We start from the raw sequence: 24,033 nt of genomic DNA, 5'->3' as shown, positions 1-24,033 counted from the left end.
GCCTCTCCCCGGCTATTTACCTATCGTTTTAAATTAACAACTTCTTGCAGAATCTCGTCCGAAGTTGTAATGATGCGGGAGTTCGCTTGGAAACCGCGCTGAGCGACGATCATTTCCGTAAATTCGGAAGTCAGATCGACATTGGACATTTCCAGCTGGCCGGAAATGATGGCGCCCGTTCCGGCTTCCGTATCGTTGGCGGTCGAGTACTCTACCGCGCCGTCGACATTGGCGTTCTGCGTCATGCGGTACAGGTTGCCGCCGATTTTCTCCAGGCCGCCCGGGTTCGTTACTTTAACGACGCCCAGCTGCGCCACGACTTCGCTCGTTCCGTCCGGACCGACGCCGATGATCGAGCCGTCTTGCGAAATCGTGAACGATTTCACGGCTTCCGGATCCATGACGATCGGCGCGCCGCCGTTATCGAGAACGAACATGCCGTCGCCGTTCACCAGCTGGCCCGTTGCATCCATCGTAAAGTTGCCGGCGCGCGTCAGATAAGGCGAGCCGCCGTCGCCGTCCGGCGAAACCGCGAAAAATCCGTCGCCATCGATGCGAACGTCGGTCGGGACGTTCGTCGTCATGGCGCTGCCCGGCGTGTGAACCGTGTCGATCGCGGCGATCGCTACGCCAAGACCGACCTGTTTCGCGTTCACGCCGCCGGTGGTGCCGTCTTCCGGCCGCGTTACGCCCGAAACCGTCTGGCTCAAAATATCTTTGAACATGACGCGGCCCGCTTTAAAGCCGACCGTGTTCACGTTCGCGATGTTATTGCCGATAACGTCGAGCTTCGTTTGAAACCCGCGCATGCCGGACACGCCGGAGTACATTGATCTTAACATTCGATTGATAACCTCCTAAAGGTATGAATCATGCTTGCGATATGCGCGCCGCATTGTTCGACGGAGCCGCTTCAGTCGATCCGCGGCCCTAGCTCCCCAACGATCGGGTCCGGCCGTATTACGAAACAATGACTGCGCTGTCGATCTGAGTGAATACATTCCCTTGCAGAGCATTTCCATCCATTGCCGTAACGACCGTCCGGCTAGGCACGTTGACGATCATCGCGATGTCGCGGTATACGATCAGCGAATCCTTCGCTCCCTTGGCGGCGGCCTGGTCGATCGCATTGCCGATCTTGTCGAGCGCTTCCGGTTTAATCGTAATCCCGCGCTGCGCGATCCGCTGCTCCGCGTGCTGACTGAATTTGAGGACGTTGCGCTCGAGCATCTCTTTAAATGAAGCGGAACCGGACGACGTCCCTTCCGTCTGCGCCGGTTTACGGAGCTGCGCGTTAGCGGCCAGATGCAAATGACCAATCTTCATGATGTCATCCATTCGCGGATTCACCGCCTTGATCGCCGCTTTGATCGCCACCTTGACCACTGCCTTGATCGCCGATCGCAACGATGTCATCGAGACTGACATACTCGCCGCCGACCTGCGCGTACTGCACCTTGTTCATGATGCTGATCGCATCGACGACCCCGCTCTTCTGAACCGTGGCTCCCGAATCGTCATAGTCGTACCATTGCACCGTTTTCCCGATCATCGTCGACGCCATGCCCAAGTTCTGACGGAGCGCCGCTAGCTGATCCGCCATGTTCGTCAGCTGCTCAACCGAGGTGAATTGCGCCATTTGCGCGATAAAATCTTTATCTTCCATCGGCTGCATCGGATCTTGGTTCTGCAGCTGCGTGACCAGGATTTTCAGAAAATCGTCTTTGCCCATGGAGGTATCGGCCGGTTTATTCGTCGCCGTCCGAACGTTGCTTGCGCTGTAATTCGGCCATACGTTGCTCGTTGATACGCGATCTGCCATTCCTTCTCGTCACCTCCGTTCACTGAGAATGCAAGCCCATCGGCTTAGGATCAAGCGATGGTATGGATACCGCGGCCAAGTCCCAACTCGCGGGCTGCGGCCTGCTGCGCGTTCCATTCTTCCAGATCAGCCGCAAAATCGATCTCGTCGACGGCGTCTTCATTCGACTGATTCCGCTTCGAGGAGCCCTGCTGCTGTCCTTGCGCGCCTTGGCGGTCCTGGAACGGACTCGGCTGAACCGACGCCTGCGACACGACGAGCTTGTCTACTTGAAGGCCTTGCGACTGCAGTGCGGTTCGCAGCTGCGCCATTTGATTCTCCAGCATGTCTTTCGCCGTTACGGTATCGGCGAGGAACTGAGCGGTCAATGTGCCGTTATGAACGGAAATGTTGACGTTGACTTGTCCCAGATGCTCCGGATACAACGTAAGCTGCGCTTGCGCGACGCCGTTCGTCGTCGTCACGTTGAAGGCCTTGACGACCATGCCTTGAATCGTCGAAGCGAATTGCTGCACCGGCACGGGCTGAGCGATGACCGGCTTGCTGACCGTTGCCAGCTGACGCTGAATATCCGCATTGACCGCGGCAAGCTGTCCGTTCGGATCCGCCGTTTCGGCTGGAACCTGCACAGCCTCGGCTTCGCCCGCGCTCGCCCCGTTATTCTCCGGCTTCTGAACCGCGCCGAGCACGCCTACGTGAAGGAGCCGGTGAGCCATGCGCTGGAGATGGGCATTCGCTTGCGGCGTCTGCGGCGTTTGCAGCGCTCGGACGGAATCGACGACTTCGGTCGAGACCGCATCGGATGCCGGGCTTGCGGCGCTCGGAGACTCCGCTCCCGTGCCGCTGACGAGCCGGTCGATCGAGGTCAGCCGTTGGCTGATCCGGGTCAGCTGCTCCTTATTGGCGGATAGCCCTTTCTGATTCTGAAGCAGCGACCGCAAGTCCCCGAGCGCTTCTTGCAGCCCCGCCTTGAGCGCGTTGATCTCCTCAAGATCGGCTACGACCGCTTGAGCTTGGTTCGGTACAGCAGATTCAGCGGCCTGAATGGCGTTGTTTGACGCCGCCGCGGCATTGCCGCCAGCCAGAATCGCCAGCAGTTCGCCGTTAGCCGGCTGCGCATCGCCCGCGGACGAGCTGTCTTGTTCGGTTACGACCGCTTGAGCTTGGTTCGGCACCGCGGATTCAGCAGCCTGACTGGCATTGTTGGACGCCGCCGCGGCATTGCCGCCGGCAAGAATCGTCAGCAGTTCGCCGTTAGCCGGCTGCGCATCGCCCGCGGACGAGCTGTCTTGTTCTGCGGCAGCGGAATTTCCGGTTACAACTGCCGGCTGCACGAGCAGCGGTACGCCGGTCAAGGCGCCGAGCAGCATATCGAGCTGCCGAAGCGCCTCGGTCAGATCGCTCTCCGTCGTGGCTTGCGCGAGATCCTCGGCGTCGGTGTCCCCCAGCTTCTGCAGCAGCGATTCTATCGCGCTTAGCAGATCGGATGCAGAGAGATCGCTGCCGAGCAGCGAAGCGAGGGCGCTCATCGCGGATACGCCGCTTGCGGACGGTGCCGCGTCGCTTGCCGCATGGGCATTCGCGTCCTTCGCCGGCGCGCCGGCCAGTGACTTCGCGAACGCTTGATTGAAGCTGCCCGAATCCGCTCCTTGAACGGAAGCGGTGCTTGAAGCGGCCGTGCCCGGCGCCGGACCGGCGCTTGGCGAAGCGCTTGAAATCGGCATTTGCATTTTGTTTCACCTCCTTTCTCATCCGATCGAAAGGATCCAATACGTACGGTCTATTCCTTGTCTTCATTCATCGTCAATCAGGCTATGCCGCGATCCGGTTATTTGCCAACCATCAGTTTCGCAACCAGCTGCGCCGTAATCGCTTTGTTCGCCGACGACATCTCCGCCAGAATCTTGGAGCGGGACGCGTCATTGACCGCGTTCAGGATGCGAAGCACCTTGCTCGGGCTGACATCCGCCATTTTGAGCAGCAGATCGGCCGCGCTTTTCGGATCCATGCTGGAGAACGTCGAATTCAGCTGCGACGTGCTCAGAACGGCCTGCGAACTGTCGGTCGTCGTTTCCAGCTTATGTACGCGCGCTTGCAGCGCGGCGATTTGACGATCCTTGGCCGTCTTCGCGTCCTTCAGCATGATCGAGGCGTCCGCCGCTTTCTTCGGATTCATTTTCTCGAGAATCATCGCGCGGTCGTCCGGCTTCATCGCTTCCAGAACAAGCACGGCTTCCTCCGTCTCCATGCTCTCCAGAATCGGCGCCGCCTTGCTCGGCGTCATCTTCGTATACATCAAGGCCAGCTCGCCGACCTTGCTCTGGTACGCGGCATCGTCCAGCTGCTTCGCCGCGCTCGATTGCTTGAGTTGGTCCAGCTGCTGCCGCAGGTCTTTGACGTTCTGCTCCAGCTTCTTCTTCTCTTCCGCCGAGGCGCTGATTTCCGATTCTTTGGCCGTCAATTGCGCTTGAAGCTGAGCGATCTTGGCCGAAGCGTTCGCGGCCTTCATCGCTTCTTCGTTGGAGGCTGCTCCTTCCTTCGCGGCCGGCTCGGGAAGAATCTTGCTTAAGCCGGGAATGTTATTGCCGATTTCCAATGCCTTGTTGCGCAGGTCGAAGTTGAATAACGTGACCAGCACGCCAAGCAAAATCAACGTAAATAAGATCGGCGTCACGAAAAACATAAATTTCTCGAATCCGCTGTAGCCCTGTTTCTCCATTTCAAAATCCGCCACAATAGGTTCCCTCCCTCGGGCTATGGCTCCCGATTCGCAAAGCCGCTCGTCTATTAATGCGCTGCGTGCATGAACCGCGCGGTTGCCAGCTCATCCAGCGCATGCTGTTCTTTCGCCATCATGTCGGCTTTGAACCGCTGGAAGGCATTCTCTCTCGTTTTCAGCCATACTTTCTCGTCCATCATCCGATCGGACAGGAAGCGTCTGCGCTCCTCCACGGCCGTCTCCGCTTTCTGCACGTCGCGATGCTTGCGTCCGATGCGGTCATCCATGAAATGAATATACGTCTGGATGGTCGTGATTTCCGAGAGCGGTACGGCATGAAGCGATGCGTTCTGCAGCCGGTCCGCCCATGCGGCGCGCTCCTCCCGAAGCTGCTGCAGGCTTGCTTCTTCCTGGGACAGCTTGCCGACGACGACGGACAACTGCCATTCCGCCTGCGACTTCTCGCTTGACTTCAAATCTACGATCTTCTGAAAGGCGTATTGAAATCTGGACATGGATCAGTCTCAACTCCCGAAGCTGTGATGGAATTGTTGGATCAGCCGGTCGCGAGAAGCTTCATATTCGGCTTTCTCGTTCGTCTTCTGGCGCGTAAATTCCCGAATCGCGTCATGCATTTCGATGGCCTGATCAATTTTTTCGTTCGAACCTCGCTGGTACGCCCCAATATTAATCAAGTCTTCCGAATCTTTATAAATAGCTAATAATCGTTTCAACTCGTTGGCGGCATCCTGCTGTTCTTCCGGTACGATTTCTTTCATCACGCGGCTGATTGAAGCGAGCACGTCGATTGCCGGAAAATGGCCTTTGTTCGCCAGCTCCCGGCTTAATACGATATGTCCGTCCAGAATGCCGCGGACCGCATCCGCGATCGGCTCGTTCATATCGTCGCCGTCGACAAGAACGGTGTAGAAGGCGGTTATCGTGCCTTTCTGCGCCGTCCCTGCCCGCTCCAGCAGCTTCGGCAGGTTCGCGAACACGGAAGGCGTGTAACCGCGCGTGGCCGGCGGTTCGCCAATGGCAAGCCCGACTTCGCGCAGCGCCATCGCGTAACGGGTGACGGAATCCATCATCAGCATGACGTTCATGCCCCGGTCGCGGAAGTATTCGGCGATCGTCGTTGCGATGAGCGCCCCTTTGATCCGAATGAGCGCCGGTTGATCGGATGTCGCGACGATGACGACGGATCTCGCAAGTCCTTCGGGACCAAGGTCCTTCTCGATGAACTCCAGCACTTCGCGGCCCCGTTCGCCGATCAGGGCGATGACGTTCACGTCCGCCGAGGTGTTGCGGGCCACCATGCCGAGCAGCGTGCTCTTGCCTACGCCGGAACCGGCGAAAATGCCTACCCGCTGTCCTTGTCCGACGGTCAATAGTCCGTCGATCGCGCGGACGCCGATACTGAGCGGCTCTTTCACTCTCGGCCGTTTCAGCGGATTGCTTGGCTGATTGTGCGTGGAATGATGCGGCATCCGGCTCGGAATATAGGAGCCGTCCAGCGGCTGGCCAAGTCCGTCCAGCACTTTGCCGAGCAATTCGGATCCGACTTGCACGCTGAGCGGCTTGCCGGTACCGACGACATCGCAGCCCGGTCCGATGGCTTGCAGCTCGCCAAGCGGCATCAGGATGACTTTATTGTCCCGGAACCCGACGACTTCCGCCTTCAGCGGTTTGGACGACTTCGCGGGATAGATCAGGCACACGTCGCCGATGCTGGCGTCCGGTCCCTCCGATTCGACCGTCAATCCGATGACCTGCGTCACTTTGCCGTTCACCCGAACGGGGTCGATCGGTCGTAAATGTTCGATATACCGGTCGGCGTCCAGTCGCTTAGCTTTCATCGGCAGCCCCTCGTTCTTCGGCTTGAAGGGCAAGCTGGATCAGCTCGCGTTTGATTTCGGACAACTGCGTATCGATTCTGGCATCGATGCTTCCGAACGAAGAGCGAATGACGCAGCCGAACGACTTGACGGATACGTCGGGCACGATTTGAAGCTCGGCCTGCGAATCGATGACAAGCGACAGCTCCTCCCGGGCAGCCTGTACGTACGTAAGCTGCTGGGGCGCTACGCACAGCGTGATCACGCCTTGTTCCCTTCGCCGCGCAAGCGCCTTGCGGACGATATCGAGCGACCAGTCCGGTTCGACGGTCAGCTGCTTCTGGATGATTTTCTCCGCGATGGCCGTGCTCAGCGCGACGACGAATGGCTCGGCTTCTTGAATGATCTGTTCCTTCGTTTCATAGGAAGAATCGAGGATCGATCTCGCTTCCGTCAGCATGGATTCCCATTGGGCGCGCACGTCGGCTTCGGCCTGCGCCTTGCCTTCTTCGAATCCGAGCCGGTAGCCGTCATGGCGAATCCGTTCCAGCGTTTCATCGTCCTGCAGCCGGCGTTCCAGCCACCATTGATCGATCCGGGCGTTCGCCTCTTCGTGCATTCGTTCGATCTGTTCGCCTGTCTCCTGGATGCGCTGATTGGCAAACTGCTCGGCGTCCTCCAGAATTTGATCGCGCAGCGAGATCGTCTCTTCGCTCGGTCCGGCGGGTCGTTCCTGTTCCGGATCCGGCTTGACGTAGCGGTTGAACCATTCCAGCCGTTTTAAATCTTCTACCGCGATAACATGAGAAGACTTATACAACTTAGACAATGATGTCATCTCCTCCGCCGCGGGCGATGATGATTTCACCGGACTCTTCCAGTCTGCGGATCGTCGCTACGATGCGCGTTTGAGCTTCTTCGACGTCACGCAGCCGGACGGGGCCCATATATTCCATTTCTTCCTTGAACGTTTCGACCATGCGCTTGGACATGTTGCGGAAGATCGCTTCCCGCACTTCTTCGCTGGCCACTTTGAGCGCAAGCTGAAGATCGGCGTTCTCGATATCGCGAATGATGCGCTGAATGGAACGGTTGTCGATGTTGACGATGTCCTCGAACACGAACATTCTTTTCTTGATCTCTTCCGCCAGTTCCGGGTCCTGAATCTCGAGCGCGTCCAGAATGGTACGTTCCGTTCCGCGGTCGACCCCGTTCAAGATTTGTACGATTGATTCAATACCGCCCGCATTGGTGTAATCTTGAGTAACGGTAGCGGACAGCTTCTGTTCCAGCACGCGTTCCACGTACGAAATGACATCCGGCGACGTGCTGTCCATCAACGCGATGCGGCGCGCAACCTCGGCCTGCTTCTCTTGCGGGAGCGACGACAGAATTTGCGACGATTGATCCGCTTGCAGGTAGGACAAGACGAGCGCGATCGTCTGCGAGTTCTCGTTCTGTATGAAGTTCAGAATTTGCGCGGCATCGGCTTTGCGGGCAAAGTCGAACGGACGAACCTGCAGCGTTGCCGTCAAGCGGCCGATGACTTCCATCGCCTTGGACTCGCCGAGCGCTTTCTCGAGGATTTCTCGAGCGTACGTAATGCCGCCTTGCGAGATGTACTCCTGCGCGACGCAAATTTGATGAAATTCGTTCAAAATCGTTTCTTTGTCAAGCGTATCCACTTTGCGCACATTTGCAATTTCGAGCGTCAACTGTTCGATTTCGTCATCTCTTAAATGTTTAAAGATCTGAGCGGAAACTTCCGGACCGAGCGAAATTAACAAAATAGCTGCTTTCTGACGACCGCTGAATCCTTGTAATTTTGCCACTCCGGCCACCTCTATTCCTCAACCAGCCAAGTCCGGAGCAAGTTAACGAATTCTTCCGGTTTGCGCTTGGCCAGTGTTTCAAGCTGCTTGCGAACTTGACTCTCGTTCTGAACGCTGTCCAGATCGATCGTCGGGTACTCTACATTGCCCGGAACCGCCATATCTTCGACGAGCTCCGCTTGTTTTCTGCGGCGGACGACGACGTAACCCAAACCGCCGATCAACGCAAGCGCCGCAAGTCCGATGCCGACCATCCAACCGGTGGAAAGCGTCTTGGAGGATGCTGCCCCGCCATTGTCGATAAAGCTTTGCGCCATGATTGAAACTTTCTTCTCGATCAACGCGTCATTAGCTACATCTTGTCCGGACTCGACCAATTGCGAGCGTACGATCGATGCGACGACATTCGTCATATCCGTTTTCGCTTCCGCACTTAATTTTGATTTTTCTACGCCGATACTAATAGATAAGTCCTTGATGACATACGGGCCGGACTCGGTTTGAATATTGTCCTTGCTGTAATCGTAATTCGTCGTCCGATCGTTCTGTTCGGACGTGCCGCCGTTGCCGCTGCCGCTCGCTTCATATCCCGGCACATCGGTTTCGCCCGTGCCGGCAACGCCGCCAACCGACGAAGCGCCGGTCGCGGTCTTGCTTGAAGACGACTCGCTGACGATAATGCCGTTGTTGTTGTTGTCCTCCAATGGAATGACTAATTGCTTGTCCGACTTGATCCGATCGAAATTGATCGAGCTGGATACGCTCACGACCAGGTTGTCCATGCCGACCATCGGCCCCAGGAACGACTGGATTTTTTGCTTCAGATCGTTCTCGTATTTGCGCTGAATCTGGTAATGCGTCTCAATCAGATCGCCGCCCGTACCGCTTCCTCCGACTTCGCTCGAAGCGAGGAGCTCCCCTTCAGGGCTCGAGATCGTAATGTTTTCCGGTTTGATGTTCGGAATCGACGTTTTGACGAGATTATAATAGCCGTCGACTTCCTTCTGCGCCGGACGATATCCCGGACGGAAGGTGAGCATGATCGAAGCCGATGCCTGTTCCTTCTCTTCCGTCGTCATGAACGGCGTCGTATCCGGCAGGCTGACCAATACGTTCGACTTCTGGACGCCTTGCATGTCGTTCAGCAAGCGCTGGATTTCACCGTTCAATGCGCTGCGGTATTTCACATCGAATTCCCGGTCCGTCGAACCGAACATCGAAGAGCTGTCGTTAAAGGATTCAAACCCGATCGAACCGTTGCGAATGATCCCCTGGGAACCCGCCTCCACTTTCACCTTGGAAGCGTCCGCCGTCGGAACCGAAATCGTTTGCCCTGCCTCGGATAGTTTGTAAGGTATCTTGCTCGAATCCAGGTACGCCATTACAGCGGCTGCGTCCGTACTGTCCAAATCGCGAAACGCCACCTCGTAGTTCGTTCTCGACATCAGGTATGTAAGCAGGATGATCGTCAAAATGATGATGCCTGCGGAAGCGCCGAGCCAAATCTTCTGTTTCTTCTCCAATACGTTCCAATACTGAGCAACCTTCGCTCGATATTGGGCAAATTTCTCGTTCACGATTCCACCTCACTGTTAGCTTCTAATGCGAATGGACAAGCCATTAGATCTGCATCCGCATTATTTCCTGATAGGCTTCAATCACTTTGTTTCGGATTTGTGAGGTGAGCTGCAAGCCGAGCTCCGCTTGCTGGGTCGCAACCATGACTTGCGAAACGTCAACGTTGCCGAGCAAATATTGATCGTTCATCGTATGTACGTTTTGTTCCTGTGCGCTTACGCCGTCCAGTGCGTTTTGAAGGAATTCGCCGAAGGTTTTCGTAAGATCAGCCGGCGTCGAGGAACTGCTGGGGTTATTTGTTACGACCGGTTTTATGGACTGGCTTTGCACCGGATTAAGAGTCATGGGGTTAATCAAAGGTATCCCTCCGCGTTATCTCTGTTTATTTACCGATTTCGAGCGCTTTAACGAACATGCCTTTGGTCGCATTCATAGCGGTTACGTTGGCTTCGTACGATCGCGATGCAGATATCATGTCGACCATCTCTTTCAGCACGTCGACGTTCGGCATTTTCACGTAGCCGTTCTCGTCCGCGTCGGGATGGGTCGGGTTATAAACCAGTTTCATCGGGGACGAATCTTCGACGATTCTCGCCGCCTTTACGCCGGGCGTCTGATCGGAGCCGTTCATCTGGCGGTTCAGCGCGTCGGCAAACGATTGCGATGTCGGCTCGAGCACGACCATTTTGCGTTTGTAAGGTTCATAGCGGCCGTTTACGTAAGACGCTCTTGTCGTTTCTGCATTCGCGATATTGGAAGAAATGACATCCATCCGGAGACGTTGGGCCGTCAGCGCGGAGGCGCTGGCGTCAAACCCGTTCGTCAATCTCATAATCAGGCTCTCCCTTCGATTCCGATGCGCATCATTTTCACATCGTGATTCATCTGTTGGACGTAGAAATTGTAATTAAGCTGGTTTTTGGCGAGCAGCGACATTTCTCTATCAATATCGACATTATTCACGTCATTGTTCATGACGCTTGTTTCATCCGTAACGACTTGCGCTTGCGGAACCGAAGATGAGGATCCGATAGGAATATGACGCGGATTCGTTCGTTTGCCTGCAAGCTGATACGCACCGGAACCCATGCTTTGCTCGAGCAATTGTTCGAAAACGACCTCGGAACGCTTGAATTTGGGCGTATCGACATTCGCGATATTGTTGGCAATGACCCGCTGCCGCATCTCCGCCGCATTCAAGGCGTTCTGCAGTCTGCCGAATTCCGCGCCATTCAACAAATTCACTGAAAAACCCCGCTTTCTGTTTCGTATGATGTTAGATATTCAACAGATTACCAGACATTCCTTCTTCGTTCGACAAAGATTCATTAAATTTATGAGAGAGACTTGTCGAACCTTTTCCATCAAACTAATATTCCTCAACTTCCTAATTTATTACAATAAGAAAAAAGCCCTATCTTTGTCGAAGATAGGACTAATATATGGGATATTTGAACTGTTTTTTGAATGGATTTGTAATGACTGTGTGAACGGCTAATTTTTATTCTTTTTGAGCTCCTGCAAAAGCTGCGTATTCAAGATGCGAATATAGGTCCCCTTCATGCCGAGCGACCTGGTTTCGATGACGCCCGCGCTTTCCAGCTTGCGCAGCGCATTGACGATGACCGAGCGCGTAATGCCGACCCGATCCGCGATTTTGGACGCGACGAGCAGGCCTTCCTTCCCATCGAGTTCATCGAATATATGTTCAACCGCTTCCAGCTCGCTGAAGGACAGCGAGCCGACCGCAACCGCTACCACGGTCCTGCTTCTGGCCTCCAGCTCGATTTCTTCCGCCCGTTCGCGTAGGATCTCCATGCCGACAATCGTGCTGCCGTACTCCGCCAGAATCAATTCGTCATCGCCGAACGGCTCCGCGCTTCTGAGCAGCACCAACGTGCCCAGACGATCCCTGCCGCCGACGATCGGCACGACGGTCATAATGTCCTGCGCCGCCATCATCGGGAACGACTCCGCGATGCCGCCGTCCGGCAGTACATTCGTCGCCGTTTCCTGCATACTCATGAATCGGTCGTTGCTCTCAGGAGAAAAGCGAAGATCGCCGATCGGCAGCGCGCGCAGCTGTTCATGCTGATAAGGCCCTGCCGCGGCGCAGCCCAGTACTTTCCCTTTGCGGCTGACAACGAACACGTCCGCCTGTATGGTCGTACAGAGCACTTCCGCCATCTCCCGGAAATTGAGCGCTCCCCCTGCCGCACGCTGCAGCAGCCGGTTGAGCGTTCTTGTCTTTGCCAATAAAATCATTGCTGTTTGCCCCCTACTTTCCTGTCCGTCCCTTACAGTATATATTGACTTAAATCGCGATTTTTCGCAATATTGCCCAGTTTCTCCCGCACGTACTCCGGCGTGATGGTCATATGCTCCAAGGAAAGCTCCGGCGCCTCGAAAGAAAGGTCCTCAAGCAGCTTCTCCAGAATGGTATGCAGCCGCCTTGCGCCGATATTCTCCGTGTTTTTGTTCACGTCCGCCGCGATCGAGGCAAGCTCGCGAACCGCGTCGTCCGAGAACTCGATCGTAATGCCTTCGGTTTCCAGCAAGGCCGTGTATTGTTTCGTAAGAGCGTTCTTCGGCTCCGTTAATATCTTCACAAAATCTTCTAAACTCAAGTTCGTTAATTCGACACGAATAGGGAAACGGCCCTGCAGTTCCGGAATCAAATCGGACGGCTTCGCCATATGGAAGGCGCCCGCGGCGATGAACAGCACGTAGTCCGTCTTGACCGGCCCGTACTTGGTCATCACCGTCGATCCTTCGACGATCGGCAAAATGTCCCGCTGCACGCCCTCGCGCGATACGTCGGGACCGGATCCCCGGGAGGAGCTCGCGACTTTATCGATCTCGTCGATGAAGATGATGCCGGACTGTTCCGCGCGGTTGACCGATTCCGAGATCACATCGTCCATATCGATGAGCTTGTTCGCTTCTTCTTGAATAAGCGCTTTGCGGGCTTCCTTGACCGGAAGCTTGCGCTTCTTGGCTTTCTTGGGCATCAGCTGACCGAACAGCTCCTGCATGTTCGCGCCCATTCCCATGCCTTCGTTGCCTTGGCCGGCAAGCATGTCGAGCATATTCGGCGAAGTGTCTTCCACTTCGATTTCGATCATCTCGTTCTCCAGCTTTCCGGCCGCCAATTGTTCCTTTGCTTGTTTCCGGCGTTCGATTACCGATGCGCTCTCTTCCGGCTCCGTTTCTGGTTCTTTAGACCCATTCGAGTTGCCGAACAGCATCTCGAGCGGGTTCTTCGTCGATTTCGCTTTCACGGACGAAGGGACGAGCATCGCTACAATGCGCTCATTCGCCAACACTTCGGCTTTGTCCTTGACCTTCTCCGTCTTCTCCAGCTTAACCATCCGGATGGCCGTCTCGACGAGATCCCGAACCATCGACTCCACGTCGCGGCCGACGTAGCCGACTTCCGTGAACTTCGTCGCTTCCACCTTCACGAACGGCGCGTTGACGAGCTTGGCAAGCCGTCTGGCGATTTCGGTTTTGCCGACGCCGGTCGGACCGATCATCAATATATTCTTCGGGACGATCTCGTCGCGAATCGCTTCATCCAGCCGGCTTCTGCGATACCGGTTGCGCAATGCGACAGCCACGGACCGTTTCGCGGCCTTCTGACCGACAATATATTTATCTAATTCTGCCACGATTTGCTTCGGTGTCAATGCTTCGTTTGACATCTCTTTCCCTCCGTTTCGTACCTTCTACGAGTAACCTATTCGATTTCTTCCACAATAATATTCCGGTTCGTGAAAACGCAAATATCCGCAGCGATTTCAAGCGCCGACTTGACCATGTCCTTCGCCTCCATATGAGGCGCATGCTGACGCACGGCGCGGGCAGCCGCCAGCGCGAAGCTGCCTCCGGAGCCTATGGCCAGTATGCCGTCATCGGGCTCGATGATTTCGCCGCCGCCCGAAATCAGCAGCAGTCCCGTCGCATCCATCACGATCATCATTGCCTCGAGCTTGCGCAAGACGCGGTCCGAACGCCAATCTTTGGCCAGCTCTACGGCAGCCCGCTGCAAATTACCGTGATGCTCTTCGAGCTTGCCCTCGAACTTCTCGAATAACGATATCGCATCGGCAACCGATCCCGCGAATCCGGCGATAACCTGACCGCGATATAAACGCCTTACTTTCTTGGCGTGATGCTTCATCACCATGCTGTTGCCGAACGTCACTTGCCCGTCGCCGGCAATGGCGCCTTTGCCGTTATGCCGGACCGCGCATATGGTCGTCGCGTGAAATTCCATGTTCATCGAAATGCCTCCTTTATCTCGTCATAAGCCGTTTATGTAGGACTGAAGCGAACCTTGGTCATTGGTGCGAATCGATTGATTATTGAAAAAATTTCAAAAAAAGTAAACAGCGGCCGCCGTTAGCTCATTGCTGCCGCTGTCGTTTGTCCTTGCTCGTTCCGGAGCCTAGCTCTTCGTTTCTTCTTGAATAGACTCGTTTCCGGAAAGGTATGTTTCTTTGAACCCGGCCAGCTGATCAAGCGCCCGGTTCGCAATGGCGTCGTTCTTGTCCTTCTTGCTGCGCATACGCTTCTCGAGCGGAGGGAATAGCCCGAAATTGGCATTCATCGGCTGGAAATGCTTGAAATCCGCCGTCGTGATATACTGCGCCATACTGCCAAGCGTCGTATCGGCCGGGAAGACGATCGGCTCCGATCCTTTAGCGAGCCGGCCGGCGTTCATCCCGGCGATCAAGCCTGAAGCCGCCGATTCCACATACCCCTCGACGCCCGTCATCTGGCCGGCGAAGAACAGATTCTCCCGGTTGATGGTTTGATAGGTCGGCTTCAACAGCTTCGGCGAATTAATGAACGTATTGCGGTGCATGACGCCGAACCGGACGAATTCCGCATTCTCAAGACCAGGAATCATCGAGAATACCCGCTTCTGTTCGCCCCACTTCAAGTGAGTCTGGAACCCGACCAGGTTGTACAGCGTTCCGGCAGCGTTGTCTTGGCGCAGCTGGATTACGGCATGCGGCAGCTTGCCCGTATGCGGGTTCACCAGGCCGACCGGCTTCATCGGCCCGAACAGCACCGTCTGCTTGCCGCGGCTGGCCATGACCTCGATCGGCATGCAGCCTTCGAAGTATTGTTCCTTCTCGAACTCCTTCATTTCCGCCTTCTCGGCGGAAATGAGCGCCTCGTGGAAACGTTCGAATTCTTCTTCCGTCATCGGGCAGTTCAGATAAGCCGCTTCCCCCTTGTCATAGCGGGACGCCAGATACACCTTCGACATATCGATGGAATCCTTCTCGACAATCGGCGCAGCCGCGTCGTAGAAATAAAAATATTCCTCGCCCAGCAGCTCTTGAATCTGCGCGGAGAGCTTCGGTGCCGTCAACGGACCGGTAGCGATCAATACAATGCCTTCGGTCGGAATTTCCGTTACTTCCTCGGTGCGCACTTCAATCAAAGGATGGTCCTTCAAAATCCGCGTCACATCGCCGGAGAAGCCGTCACGGTCGACTGCGAGCGCGCCTCCTGCCGGAACGGCGTTACGATCCGCGCAATCCATGATCAAAGAGTTCATGCGGCGCATCTCTTCCTTCAGAACGCCTACGGCGTTCGCCAGCCCATTCGCACGGAGGCTGTTGCTGCATACAAGCTCGGCAAAATGATTCGTATGGTGAGCCGGCGTTTGGGTTGCCGGCCGCATTTCATAGAGCGTAACCGGCACGCCTTGCGAGGCGATCTGCCATGCGGCCTCGCTGCCCGCAAGACCTGCGCCGATTACGGTAACGCGTTGTACTTCTGACACTGCTGAACCCTTCCTTTCAATCCAAAGCAACGCCTATAATTCGGCGGAATCCTGCTCTTCGATCACTTCTTCATTATATTCGCACTGCGTGCACGCAAGCTTCGCTCCGCTCCGATTGCGTTTCTCCACCATCAAGCCGCCGCAGTTCGGACAAGGCTTGCTTGCCGGTTTATCCCAGGAGACGTAGTCGCAGCCCGGGTATTGATCGCAGCCGTAGAAATACCGGCCCTTCTTGCTGCGGCGCTCGATAATTTTGCCGACCTTGCATTTCGGGCAATCGACGCCGATATCCTTGACGATCGGTTTCGTATTCCGGCAGTCCGGAAATCCGGAGCAGGCGAGGAACTTGCCGAATCGGCCCATTTTGTAAACCATATGCCGGCCGCATTTCTCGCAAATCTCATCGGAGACTTCGTCCTGCAGCTCGACTTCTTTCATTTCCTCTTCCGCCACTTTCAGGCGTTTCTCGAAGGATTCGTAGAAATTGCCCAGCACGCGTACCCAGTCTTCCTTGCCGTCTTCCACATGGTCGAGGTCTTCTTCCATATGGGCGGTGAATTCCGCATCCAGGATTTCGGGGAAAAACTCCTCCATCATTTGAATGACAAGCTCTCCGAGTTCCGTCGGGATGAACTTCTTCTCTTCCATCGCCACGTAGCCGCGCTTCTGAATCGTTTCGAGCGTCGGCGCGTACGTGCTCGGCCGGCCGATTCCGATTTCCTCCATCATGCGGACGAGACGCGCCTCCGAATACCGCGGCGGCGGCTGCGTGAAATGCTGCTTCGGCTCCACGGATTCCGCCTGAATCGATTCCGCTACGGCTAGCGGCGGCAGGAACTTCTCTTCATCGGTCGTTCCGTCATCGTTGCCTTCGACGTAGATTTTCATGAAGCCCGGGAATTTCACTTTCGAGCCGACGGACCTGAATACGGCGCCGCTGCCGACCGTAAAGTCGACCGTCATCGTATCGAGCACCGCGGACGACATCTGGCTCGCGATGAAACGCTCCCAGACCAGTTTATACAGCCTGAACTGGTCCCGGCTCAGAAACTCCTTCATGGAGTCGGGATCACGCAGAACGGAGGTCGGACGGACCGCTTCGTGCGCGTCCTGCGCGTTGCTGTTCTTCTTGGCGTATATGCGAGGCTGTTCCGGCGCGTAAGACGGACCGTACTTCTCCTCGATAAAGCCCTTCGCTTCTTCCTGCGCGACCGGAGAAATCCGCGTCGAGTCCGTTCTCATGTAAGTAATGAGACCGACGGTGCCCTCTTTGCCGAGCTCGACGCCTTCGTACAGCTGCTGCGCGACGGACATCGTCTTGGACGCGCGGAACCCGAGCTTTCTGGCCGCTTCCTGCTGCAGGGAGCTTGTCGTGAACGGAGCCGCCGGATTGCGGAGACGTTCCTTCTCTTTCACTTCGCCGACCGTAAATGCGGCCGACCCCATCGCGTCCAGAACCGCCTGCATCTCCGCTTCGTTGCCGAGCTCGATCTTCTCGCCGTTAAGCGAATAAAATTTCGCTTCGAACGCCGTCGCGCCTTTCTTCAGCTGGGCGGTTATGCTCCAATACTCTTCCGGAACGAAGGCGTCGATCTCGTTCTCGCGATCGATGATGAGCTTGACCGCGACCGATTGTACGCGGCCGGCGGACAGTCCTTTTTTGACTTTCTTCCATAATAACGGGCTGATCTTATAACCGACGAGACGGTCCAGGATCCGGCGCGCTTGCTGCGCATTGACCAGATCCATATTGATCGGCCGCGGCGTCTTGAACGCATCCTTGACGGCCTGTTTCGTAATTTCATTGAATACGACGCGGCAGGTGTCGCTCTCGTCAATTTCGAGATAATGCGCCAGATGCCACGCAATCGCTTCTCCCTCGCGATCAGGGTCAGCTGCGAGGTACACTTTCTTCACTTTCTTGCTGGCATCCTTCAGTTCTTTCAGGACGCTGCCTTTTCCGCGAATCGTAATATATTTAGGTTGAAAATTATTTTCCACTTCAACACCCGTCTGGCTCTTCGGCAAATCGCGGATATGGCCCATCGATGCTTTGACGATGAACTTGCTGCCGAGATATTTGCCGATCGTTTTTGCTTTGGCGGGTGATTCTACAATGACAAGCGAATCTGCCATCGCTGCGTCCTCCTCTCCACTTCTTTGGCTACATTACACTATATATGGAACCAGAATGCTGTTCAATCTTCCGTTTTATAGTTAAATTTATCAGAATTGAATGCAAAAGTCCAAACGGAAAGGACGAAAGCGCATGAAGCTCATCCATCGTGCGCGCTTCTTCCTGCAAAAGACGGTAGATGAACGCCTCTTCTTCGGTCAAAAAACCGTCCGTTTCCGCTGCTTGGGGCGCGTCCCCGGGCCGCGAAGGACCGCGAAAATCAAATACCCCTTCGTACTCCTCCAGGATATCGTCGCACGAAGCGACCAGCTTCGCTCCTTGACGGATAAGACCGTTCGTCCCCGCGCTCTTCGGCGATGAAATCGGACCCGGAACGGCAAAAACGTCCCGCGACGCTTCAAGCGCCTGATCGGCCGTGATCAGCGACCCGCTTCGTTCGGCCGCTTCCACGACGACCGTGCCTAACGTCAGCCCGGCAATAATCCGGTTGCGAAGCGGGAACAGTCCGGGATGAAACGGCGTTCCGGGCGGAACTTCGGAGAGAATTAGCCCTTGTTCCGCGACCCGATGATACAGGGAACGGTTCTCAAGCGGATATACGCGATCTACCGGGGTTCCTAGAACCGCAATCGTACTTCCGCGGCCCTGCAGCGCTCCTTCATGCGCCATCGCATCTATGCCCCTCGCAAGGCCGCTAGTAACCGTCACGCCGCGCTGCGAAAGCTTCTCGCCTAGCATGGATGCCGTCTTTCTTCCATAAGAAGTCGGTCCTCTGGTCCCGACGATTGCAATAGCATGACGTTTCAGCAGTTCTACGCGGCCGATCGCATATAACACCCATGGCGGCTGCGGGATTTGCTTCAGCAGATCGGGATATTCATCATCGAAATATGTAATCCGAGATATGCCGCGCGAAAGAGCTTCCCGTTGTCTCGCTGCCGGCTCGACCGTTGCGAACGCATGCGCGATTGCTTTCGCTTGTTCCGGCTTCAACCCGGCCGACGAGATCCAGGCCTCCGGCGCCAACCGCGCAAAATGATTCCATTGCCCGCATTCACGTCCATATTCGTACACTTTTCGAATGGTCTTCCAACCGATTCCGGGTGCTTCATGCAATGTAATCAAGGCTTCGATTTTCGTTTCCATATCGTTCATGACAGGTCTCCTCGTCTCGAAGGCCTGCATCCTATTGTGCTTGAGGAGCAAACAGAAAGCAAGCCGAATTTAGATTGCAACTAAAAAAAGCAACCTTTCCAGCCCATTATGGGCAATTGGAAAGGTTGCTTACCTTTAACTTCTATTCGTGATTAGACTAGCGATCAGCCGCTTAGTGCGTTTTGCACTTGTCCAGCATGCCGCGCTCTTCAAGAACGCTGACGAGCGTGGAACCCATTTCCGATGGCGTAGGCGCTACGCGAATACCGCATTTTTCGAGCGTTGCGATTTTCTCCGCCGCCGTACCTTTGCCGCCGGAGATGATGGCGCCGGCATGGCCCATACGTTTGCCCGGAGGCGCCGTTGCGCCGCCGATAAAGCCGACAACCGGCTTCTTCATGTTCGCTTTAACCCACTCAGCCGCTTCTTCTTCCGCGGAGCCGCCGATTTCGCCGATCATGATGACCGCGTAAGTATCCGGATCTTCATTGAACATGCTCAGGATGTCGATGAACTCCGAACCTTTGACTGGGTCGCCGCCGATGCCGACAGCGGAGGATTGTCCGATGCCGCGCGTCGTCAGTTGGTGTACAGCCTCGTAAGTGAGCGTTCCGCTGCGGGAAACGACGCCTACATGGCCTTTCGTGTGGATATAGCCCGGCATGATGCCGATCTTGCACTCGCCCGGCGTGATGACGCCCGGGCAGTTTGGACCGATCAGGCGCGTTTTGCGGCCTTCCATGTACCGTTTCACTTTAATCATGTCGATTACCGGGATACCTTCAGTAATACAAATGACAAGATCAAGCTCGGCGTCGACCGCTTCCAAGATGGAATCTGCAGCGAATGCAGGCGGTACGTAGATTACCGATGCCGTTGCGCCTGTTTTGGCGACTGCGTCGGCAACCGTATTGAAGACCGGAAGCGAGACTACCGTTCCGTTCTCAAGCGTAATATCGACGTTTGTTCCGCCTTTGCCCGGCGTTACGCCGCCAACCATTTGGGTACCGTATTCCAGGGCGCCCTTCGCATGAAACAACCCTGTGGCACCTGTGATGCCCTGGGTAATGACTTTTGTATTTTTGCCTACCAAAATGCTCATCGAAACTCACATCCCCTAAATGATATCGTATGCCGCCGAACCGCGACAAGGTTTGTCTTACTTCACTAGCGCGACGATCTTCTGTGCACCGTCGGCCATGGAGTCGGCTGCAACGATGTTTAGACCGGATTCGTTCAACATTTTCTTGCCGAGCTCGACGTTCGTGCCTTCCAGGCGCACGACGAGCGGACGGTCGAGTCCGAGCTCTTTCGCTGCGGAAATGACGCCGTCGGCAATAATGTCGCATTTCATGATGCCGCCGAAGATGTTTACGAAGATGCCTTTAACCTTCTCGTCGGAGAGAATGATTTTGAAAGCTTCCGTAACCTTCTCTTTCGTAGCGCCGCCCCCTACATCGAGGAAGTTGGCAGGGTCGCCGCCGTAGTATTTGATAATATCCATCGTCGCCATTGCAAGACCTGCGCCGTTAACCATGCAGCCGATGTTGCCATCGAGCGCGATGTAGCTCAGATCGAACTTGGACGCTTGGATTTCCTTCTCGTCCTCTTCTTCCAGGTCGCGCAGATCGACGATGTCTTTGTGACGGTACAGCGCGTTGGAATCGAAGTTCAGCTTGGCGTCGAGCGCCATTACGTTGCCGTCGCCGGTTACGACGAGCGGGTTGATTTCAGCGATCGAGCAGTCCTTCTCGACGAACGCCGTGTAGAGCGAAAGCATGAATTTAGCGGCTTTGTTCACGAGCTCATTCGGAATGTTGATGGAATAAGCAAGCTTGCGGGCCTGGAATACTTGCAGGCCGACAGCCGGGTCGATTACTTCTTTGAAAATCTTCTCGGGCGTGTGCGCGGCGACCTCTTCGATCTCCGTGCCGCCTTCTTCGGAAGCCATCATTACGATACGGCCCGTAACGCGGTCAACGACAAGACCGATGTAATATTCTTTCTTGATGTCGCAGCCTTGCTCGATCAGCAGGCGTTTGACTTCCTTGCCTTCCGGACCTGTCTGGTGCGTGACGAGCACTTTGCCGAGAATTTGGCTCGCGTATTCGCGAACTTCGTCCAAATTTTTGGCAACCTTAACGCCGCCCGCTTTGCCGCGTCCGCCGGCATGAATTTGCGCTTTGACAACAACGACCGGCGTGCCCAGCGATTTTGCCGCTTCTACAGCTTCGTCAACAGAGAATGCCACTTTGCCTTCCGGCACGGCAACCCCATATTGTTTCAGCACTTGCTTACCCTGATACTCATGGATATTCATTTGCGAAAATCCTCCTATCCGCAGTTAACTCCTACGTATGTACACAAAACCAATAAGTATTGTAACACGATTCGCCATGGCATTCCTATTTTTTTGCGGCGAAAAACCATCTTTTTTGATATCAGTTTCATCTCATAGCGATATGAAAGCAAGCGTAAAACGCTTAACTTGGAGATGTATTGATACAGAGCCTAGTATTGCCAAACTTCAGCAAATTATTGACAACGAACATTTGTTCGGTTACAGTCATGGTAACACAATTTTCTGAAGGGAGCAACCGACAGCCATGGAAAACCTTTCCGAGCTTTTGTCGAAATTTCGTTCCTTCATCCCCTTCGCGGAATCGCTTCGCGGGATGAGCGGCGAACAATGGAACCGGCCGCTTCAGCCCGGCAAATGGCCCGTCTGCGGCGTTATCGGACATATGATGCTTTGGGACGAGCATTTCAAGGATAACGCCATATCGCCGATCGCTGCCGGCGCTTCCTTGACGCTGAAGCATACGGATTTCGACGCGTTTAACGCTCAAGCCGCTTCATACGCCTCATCCGTAGGGCAGAACGAGCTCATCGACGCCTGCATCTTACAACGGCGGCAGCTCGTTGAGCTGCTTGAATCCTTGTCTCCCGGCCAGTGCGAAGCGAATTACCTTGACGGTGACGGCAATGCGTTCACCATTCGGGCGTATCTCGTCGATTTCATCGACCACGACCGCCATCATCGGCTTCAGATCGAAGCGCTGCCGAACGCATGACGCGATACGCATGACTTGCCGAAGTTGACAGTTTCTTCGCACGTGCACTATTATAATGAGGATATTTACTGATACGGACCTGTGAGGAAGCACCTTCAGCCGAAATGGCGGAGGTGTTTTTTGTTATGTACACTCGAATTTGCAGCGGCAGCGTTTACGGGGTCGAAGGTCGAATGATAGCGGTGGAAGTCGATATTTCGAACGGCTTGCCGCAAGTGAACGTGGTCGGTCTGCCCGATCCGGCGGTGCGGGAATCGGTGGAGCGCGTAAGAGCCGCCGTCAAAAATTGCGGATTCACGTTCCCGATGGAACGCATTACGGTCAATTTGGCGCCCGCAGACCTGCGGAAAGAAGGAACGGCATTCGATTTGGCCATTGCCTCGGGGATACTGGCCGCCAGCGGTCAGCTTCGAAGCGAGCTGTTTCAGCATTTTATCGTGCTCGGGGAGCTTGCGTTGAATGGCGAAATCCGGGCGGTTCCCGGCGTGCTGGCGATGGTCGAACAAGCGAAGCAGAGCGGCGTCGCGAGGGTGCTTCTCCCACGCGCCAACGCAGCCGAGGCTTCGTGCATCGAGGGCATCGAGCTGTTTGCGGCCGCGCATTTGCGGGATCTTGGCGAACCCAAATCCGCCGAGCAGTCATGGGAGCCGCTGCGTTATGACGCTCATGCTGAAATTCGTCAGGCCGTCGCCGGGAATATCTATCGGACGCCGCATGGCGATTATGGCGATGTCCTCGGTCAGCATCATGCCAAGCGTGCGCTTCTCATCGCAGCTGCGGGCAATCATAACGTGCTGTTGACGGGTCCGCCGGGAACCGGCAAAACGATGCTGGCGAAACGGCTGCCCGGGATTATGCCGCCTCTCAGCGAGGAAGAAGCGCTGCAGGTTACCAAGATTTACAGCGCGGCCGGCAAGCTGCCGGGCGGGATACCGTCCCTGATGCAAGAACGTCAATTTCGCAGTCCGCACCATACGATATCGGCGGCCGGCCTTATTGGCGGAGGCTCCATTCCGCGGCCGGGGGAAGCGACGCTTGCGCATCGAGGCGTGTTATTCCTCGACGAGCTGCCCGAATTCTCCAGAGCGGCGCTCGAAGTGCTCAGACAGCCGCTCGAGGATCGGGAAGTGACGATCGCCCGCTCCCGGGCGGTATTCCGGTTCCCGGCCTCTTTCCTGCTTGCGGCAAGCATGAATCCATGCCCGTGAGAATAATACCTTGGATTTTCAAGTAGTGCGCAAGGAAGCCTTGCCATCGACGTTTAGAACCATGAATTCTGATCGCCCAGACACCGTTGGCGCACGAATTCGTTCAACTCGTTTAGAACTGGGCGCGACCATTCGGCAGCTAGCGGAACAATGCTCTCTTACGCCGGAAGGGTTAAGCATGATCGAACGGGATGTGACGGGCGTGGGCTTGCCGGTGTTACGGAGAATTTCCGCCGCGCTGGGGAAGCCGGTTAGTTATTTGGGGAAATTCGAAATGCTTCCGGTGGAAACGCTTGGACAGAAGATCAAGAAGGCGCGCTTATATCGGGGGCTGTCAAAAACAGAACTGGCCAGAGAGATGAATGTAGACGTAAAAAGCATTCACAACTGGGAGTCGGATAAACGTCTTCCTTCTAATAATAATGTCATTCTTTTATTGATGGAACTCCTCACAGTCCTGGACGATTGCCTATCTTGATATAAGAACACTCGTTCGCGTATAATACGGGTAAACACACTTCGAAGGAATGATGAGCTATGTACGATCCGATTATTGCGTTGAATGTTCATGTGGCGATGCTTACTGCACTCGAGAGCGCGAAAGAGAAGATGGAGGAAACGAAGGGCGTGACGCAGGCGATCGTCAAGGTTGTCGGGAGCCTCATCGTATCTGAAGTGGAGAGGTCAAAGCGAAACATGAAGGCGAATGGCATGTGGGTTTCTGAGGTGCCCGTTCGAGATCGGCGCTATCTCTATTCGCTGCACGGTCGCCGCGCCGAACGCGAAGTGTCGCAGACTGATTTGGATCTGCATCTCGGCATTGTGGCGCGCACGCTTGAACACAAAATCGATAAAGCCAAATAACGC

The 24,033-nt window shown here is 55.4% G+C and carries 24 protein-coding genes and 1 pseudogene; 4 read left to right on the top strand and 21 right to left on the bottom strand.

The annotated features are described in order from the left end of the window. Window positions 1-20: 20 nt before the first annotated feature. From flgG to sucC, 21 genes are all read right to left on the bottom strand, one after another. A complete protein-coding gene (flgG, locus tag GXP70_RS12625; RefSeq protein ID WP_162357121.1) occupies window positions 21-842 on the bottom strand; it encodes a flagellar basal body rod protein FlgG in 822 nt (273 codons plus the stop codon). A 118-nt stretch (window positions 843-960) separates the two neighbouring features. Then, window positions 961-1,338, bottom strand: coding sequence for a TIGR02530 family flagellar biosynthesis protein (locus GXP70_RS12620; protein WP_162357119.1), 378 nt, complete (start codon window positions 1,336-1,338; stop codon window positions 961-963). Beyond that, a complete protein-coding gene (locus GXP70_RS12615; RefSeq protein WP_162357117.1) occupies window positions 1,331-1,822 on the bottom strand; it encodes a flagellar hook capping FlgD N-terminal domain-containing protein in 492 nt (163 codons plus the stop codon). The genes GXP70_RS12620 and GXP70_RS12615 overlap by 8 nt, the downstream gene beginning before the upstream one ends. Window positions 1,823-1,872: 50 nt before the next feature. Beyond that, the gene (locus GXP70_RS12610; protein ID WP_162357115.1) at window positions 1,873-3,552 is read right to left on the bottom strand and encodes a flagellar hook-length control protein FliK; all 1,680 of its coding nucleotides are present in this window, start codon (window positions 3,550-3,552) and stop codon (window positions 1,873-1,875) included. Window positions 3,553-3,650: 98 nt separating this feature from the next. Beyond that, window positions 3,651-4,556, bottom strand: coding sequence for a magnesium transporter MgtE N-terminal domain-containing protein (locus GXP70_RS12605; protein ID WP_162357113.1), 906 nt, complete (start codon window positions 4,554-4,556; stop codon window positions 3,651-3,653). A 53-nt stretch (window positions 4,557-4,609) separates the two neighbouring features. Further along, window positions 4,610-5,056, bottom strand: a complete 447-nt coding sequence (fliJ, locus tag GXP70_RS12600) for a flagellar export protein FliJ (protein ID WP_162357112.1) — start codon at window positions 5,054-5,056, stop codon at window positions 4,610-4,612. 9 nt (window positions 5,057-5,065) lie between these two features. Next, window positions 5,066-6,400: a flagellar protein export ATPase FliI gene (fliI, locus tag GXP70_RS12595; RefSeq protein WP_162357110.1), complete on the bottom strand. Its 1,335-nt coding sequence runs from the start codon at window positions 6,398-6,400 to the stop codon at window positions 5,066-5,068. Next, complete coding sequence (locus GXP70_RS12590; RefSeq protein ID WP_162357108.1) at window positions 6,390-7,208, bottom strand: FliH/SctL family protein; 819 nt, start codon at window positions 7,206-7,208, stop codon at window positions 6,390-6,392. The genes fliI and GXP70_RS12590 overlap by 11 nt, the downstream gene beginning before the upstream one ends. Further along, window positions 7,201-8,211 (bottom strand): flagellar motor switch protein FliG, encoded by a 1,011-nt coding sequence (gene fliG / locus GXP70_RS12585; RefSeq protein ID WP_162357106.1) that lies wholly within the window; start codon window positions 8,209-8,211, stop codon window positions 7,201-7,203. The genes GXP70_RS12590 and fliG overlap by 8 nt, the downstream gene beginning before the upstream one ends. 11 nt (window positions 8,212-8,222) lie before the next feature. Then, window positions 8,223-9,788, bottom strand: a complete 1,566-nt coding sequence (fliF, locus tag GXP70_RS12580; protein ID WP_162357104.1) for a flagellar basal-body MS-ring/collar protein FliF — start codon at window positions 9,786-9,788, stop codon at window positions 8,223-8,225. Window positions 9,789-9,831: 43 nt separating this feature from the next. Continuing rightward, the gene (gene fliE / locus GXP70_RS12575) at window positions 9,832-10,146 is read right to left on the bottom strand and encodes a flagellar hook-basal body complex protein FliE (protein WP_404822338.1); all 315 of its coding nucleotides are present in this window, start codon (window positions 10,144-10,146) and stop codon (window positions 9,832-9,834) included. Between the two features lie 25 nt (window positions 10,147-10,171). Next, window positions 10,172-10,621: a flagellar basal body rod protein FlgC gene (gene flgC / locus GXP70_RS12570; protein WP_162357102.1), complete on the bottom strand. Its 450-nt coding sequence runs from the start codon at window positions 10,619-10,621 to the stop codon at window positions 10,172-10,174. Between the two features lie 2 nt (window positions 10,622-10,623). Then, window positions 10,624-11,034, bottom strand: a complete 411-nt coding sequence (gene flgB / locus GXP70_RS12565; protein ID WP_162357101.1) for a flagellar basal body rod protein FlgB — start codon at window positions 11,032-11,034, stop codon at window positions 10,624-10,626. A 249-nt stretch (window positions 11,035-11,283) separates the two neighbouring features. Further along, the gene (codY, locus tag GXP70_RS12560) at window positions 11,284-12,054 is read right to left on the bottom strand and encodes a GTP-sensing pleiotropic transcriptional regulator CodY (protein ID WP_162357099.1); all 771 of its coding nucleotides are present in this window, start codon (window positions 12,052-12,054) and stop codon (window positions 11,284-11,286) included. A gap of 32 nt (window positions 12,055-12,086) precedes the next feature. Beyond that, on the bottom strand, window positions 12,087-13,493 hold the full coding sequence (hslU, locus tag GXP70_RS12555) for an ATP-dependent protease ATPase subunit HslU (RefSeq protein WP_162357097.1): 1,407 nt from the start codon (window positions 13,491-13,493) through the stop codon (window positions 12,087-12,089). A 35-nt stretch (window positions 13,494-13,528) separates the two neighbouring features. Next, the gene (hslV, locus tag GXP70_RS12550; RefSeq protein ID WP_162357095.1) at window positions 13,529-14,074 is read right to left on the bottom strand and encodes an ATP-dependent protease subunit HslV; all 546 of its coding nucleotides are present in this window, start codon (window positions 14,072-14,074) and stop codon (window positions 13,529-13,531) included. A gap of 165 nt (window positions 14,075-14,239) precedes the next feature. Beyond that, complete coding sequence (gene trmFO, locus GXP70_RS12545) at window positions 14,240-15,592, bottom strand: FADH(2)-oxidizing methylenetetrahydrofolate--tRNA-(uracil(54)-C(5))-methyltransferase TrmFO (protein WP_162357093.1); 1,353 nt, start codon at window positions 15,590-15,592, stop codon at window positions 14,240-14,242. A gap of 33 nt (window positions 15,593-15,625) precedes the next feature. Further along, complete coding sequence (gene topA / locus GXP70_RS12540) at window positions 15,626-17,728, bottom strand: type I DNA topoisomerase (protein ID WP_162357092.1); 2,103 nt, start codon at window positions 17,726-17,728, stop codon at window positions 15,626-15,628. Between the two features lie 28 nt (window positions 17,729-17,756). Further along, window positions 17,757-18,884 (bottom strand): DNA-processing protein DprA, encoded by a 1,128-nt coding sequence (gene dprA, locus GXP70_RS12535; protein WP_162357090.1) that lies wholly within the window; start codon window positions 18,882-18,884, stop codon window positions 17,757-17,759. Window positions 18,885-19,056: 172 nt separating this feature from the next. Further along, window positions 19,057-19,986, bottom strand: a complete 930-nt coding sequence (gene sucD / locus GXP70_RS12530; protein ID WP_162357088.1) for a succinate--CoA ligase subunit alpha — start codon at window positions 19,984-19,986, stop codon at window positions 19,057-19,059. A gap of 57 nt (window positions 19,987-20,043) precedes the next feature. Continuing rightward, a complete protein-coding gene (gene sucC, locus GXP70_RS12525) occupies window positions 20,044-21,204 on the bottom strand; it encodes an ADP-forming succinate--CoA ligase subunit beta (RefSeq protein ID WP_162357086.1) in 1,161 nt (386 codons plus the stop codon). 286 nt (window positions 21,205-21,490) lie between these two features. Between sucC and GXP70_RS12520 the strand changes: the two genes are divergently transcribed. The 4 genes and pseudogenes from GXP70_RS12520 (at window position 21,491) to GXP70_RS12505 (ending at window position 24,030) form a co-directional block, all read left to right on the top strand. Continuing rightward, entirely contained in the window at window positions 21,491-21,958 is a 468-nt protein-coding gene (locus GXP70_RS12520) for a DinB family protein (RefSeq protein ID WP_162357084.1), read from the top strand. A gap of 125 nt (window positions 21,959-22,083) precedes the next feature. Next, window positions 22,084-23,163: pseudogene (locus GXP70_RS12515) on the top strand (YifB family Mg chelatase-like AAA ATPase); the annotation flags it as partial. A 13-nt stretch (window positions 23,164-23,176) separates the two neighbouring features. After that, complete coding sequence (locus tag GXP70_RS12510) at window positions 23,177-23,644, top strand: helix-turn-helix domain-containing protein (protein WP_162357080.1); 468 nt, start codon at window positions 23,177-23,179, stop codon at window positions 23,642-23,644. Between the two features lie 59 nt (window positions 23,645-23,703). Continuing rightward, window positions 23,704-24,030 (top strand): hypothetical protein, encoded by a 327-nt coding sequence (locus GXP70_RS12505; RefSeq protein ID WP_162357079.1) that lies wholly within the window; start codon window positions 23,704-23,706, stop codon window positions 24,028-24,030. Window positions 24,031-24,033 lie beyond the last annotated feature (3 nt).

This window comes from Paenibacillus lycopersici (genome assembly GCF_010119935.1).
GTDB classification, from domain to species: domain Bacteria; phylum Bacillota; class Bacilli; order Paenibacillales; family Paenibacillaceae; genus Paenibacillus_Z; species Paenibacillus_Z lycopersici.
This window is presented reverse-complemented; position numbering and strand designations above follow the sequence as displayed.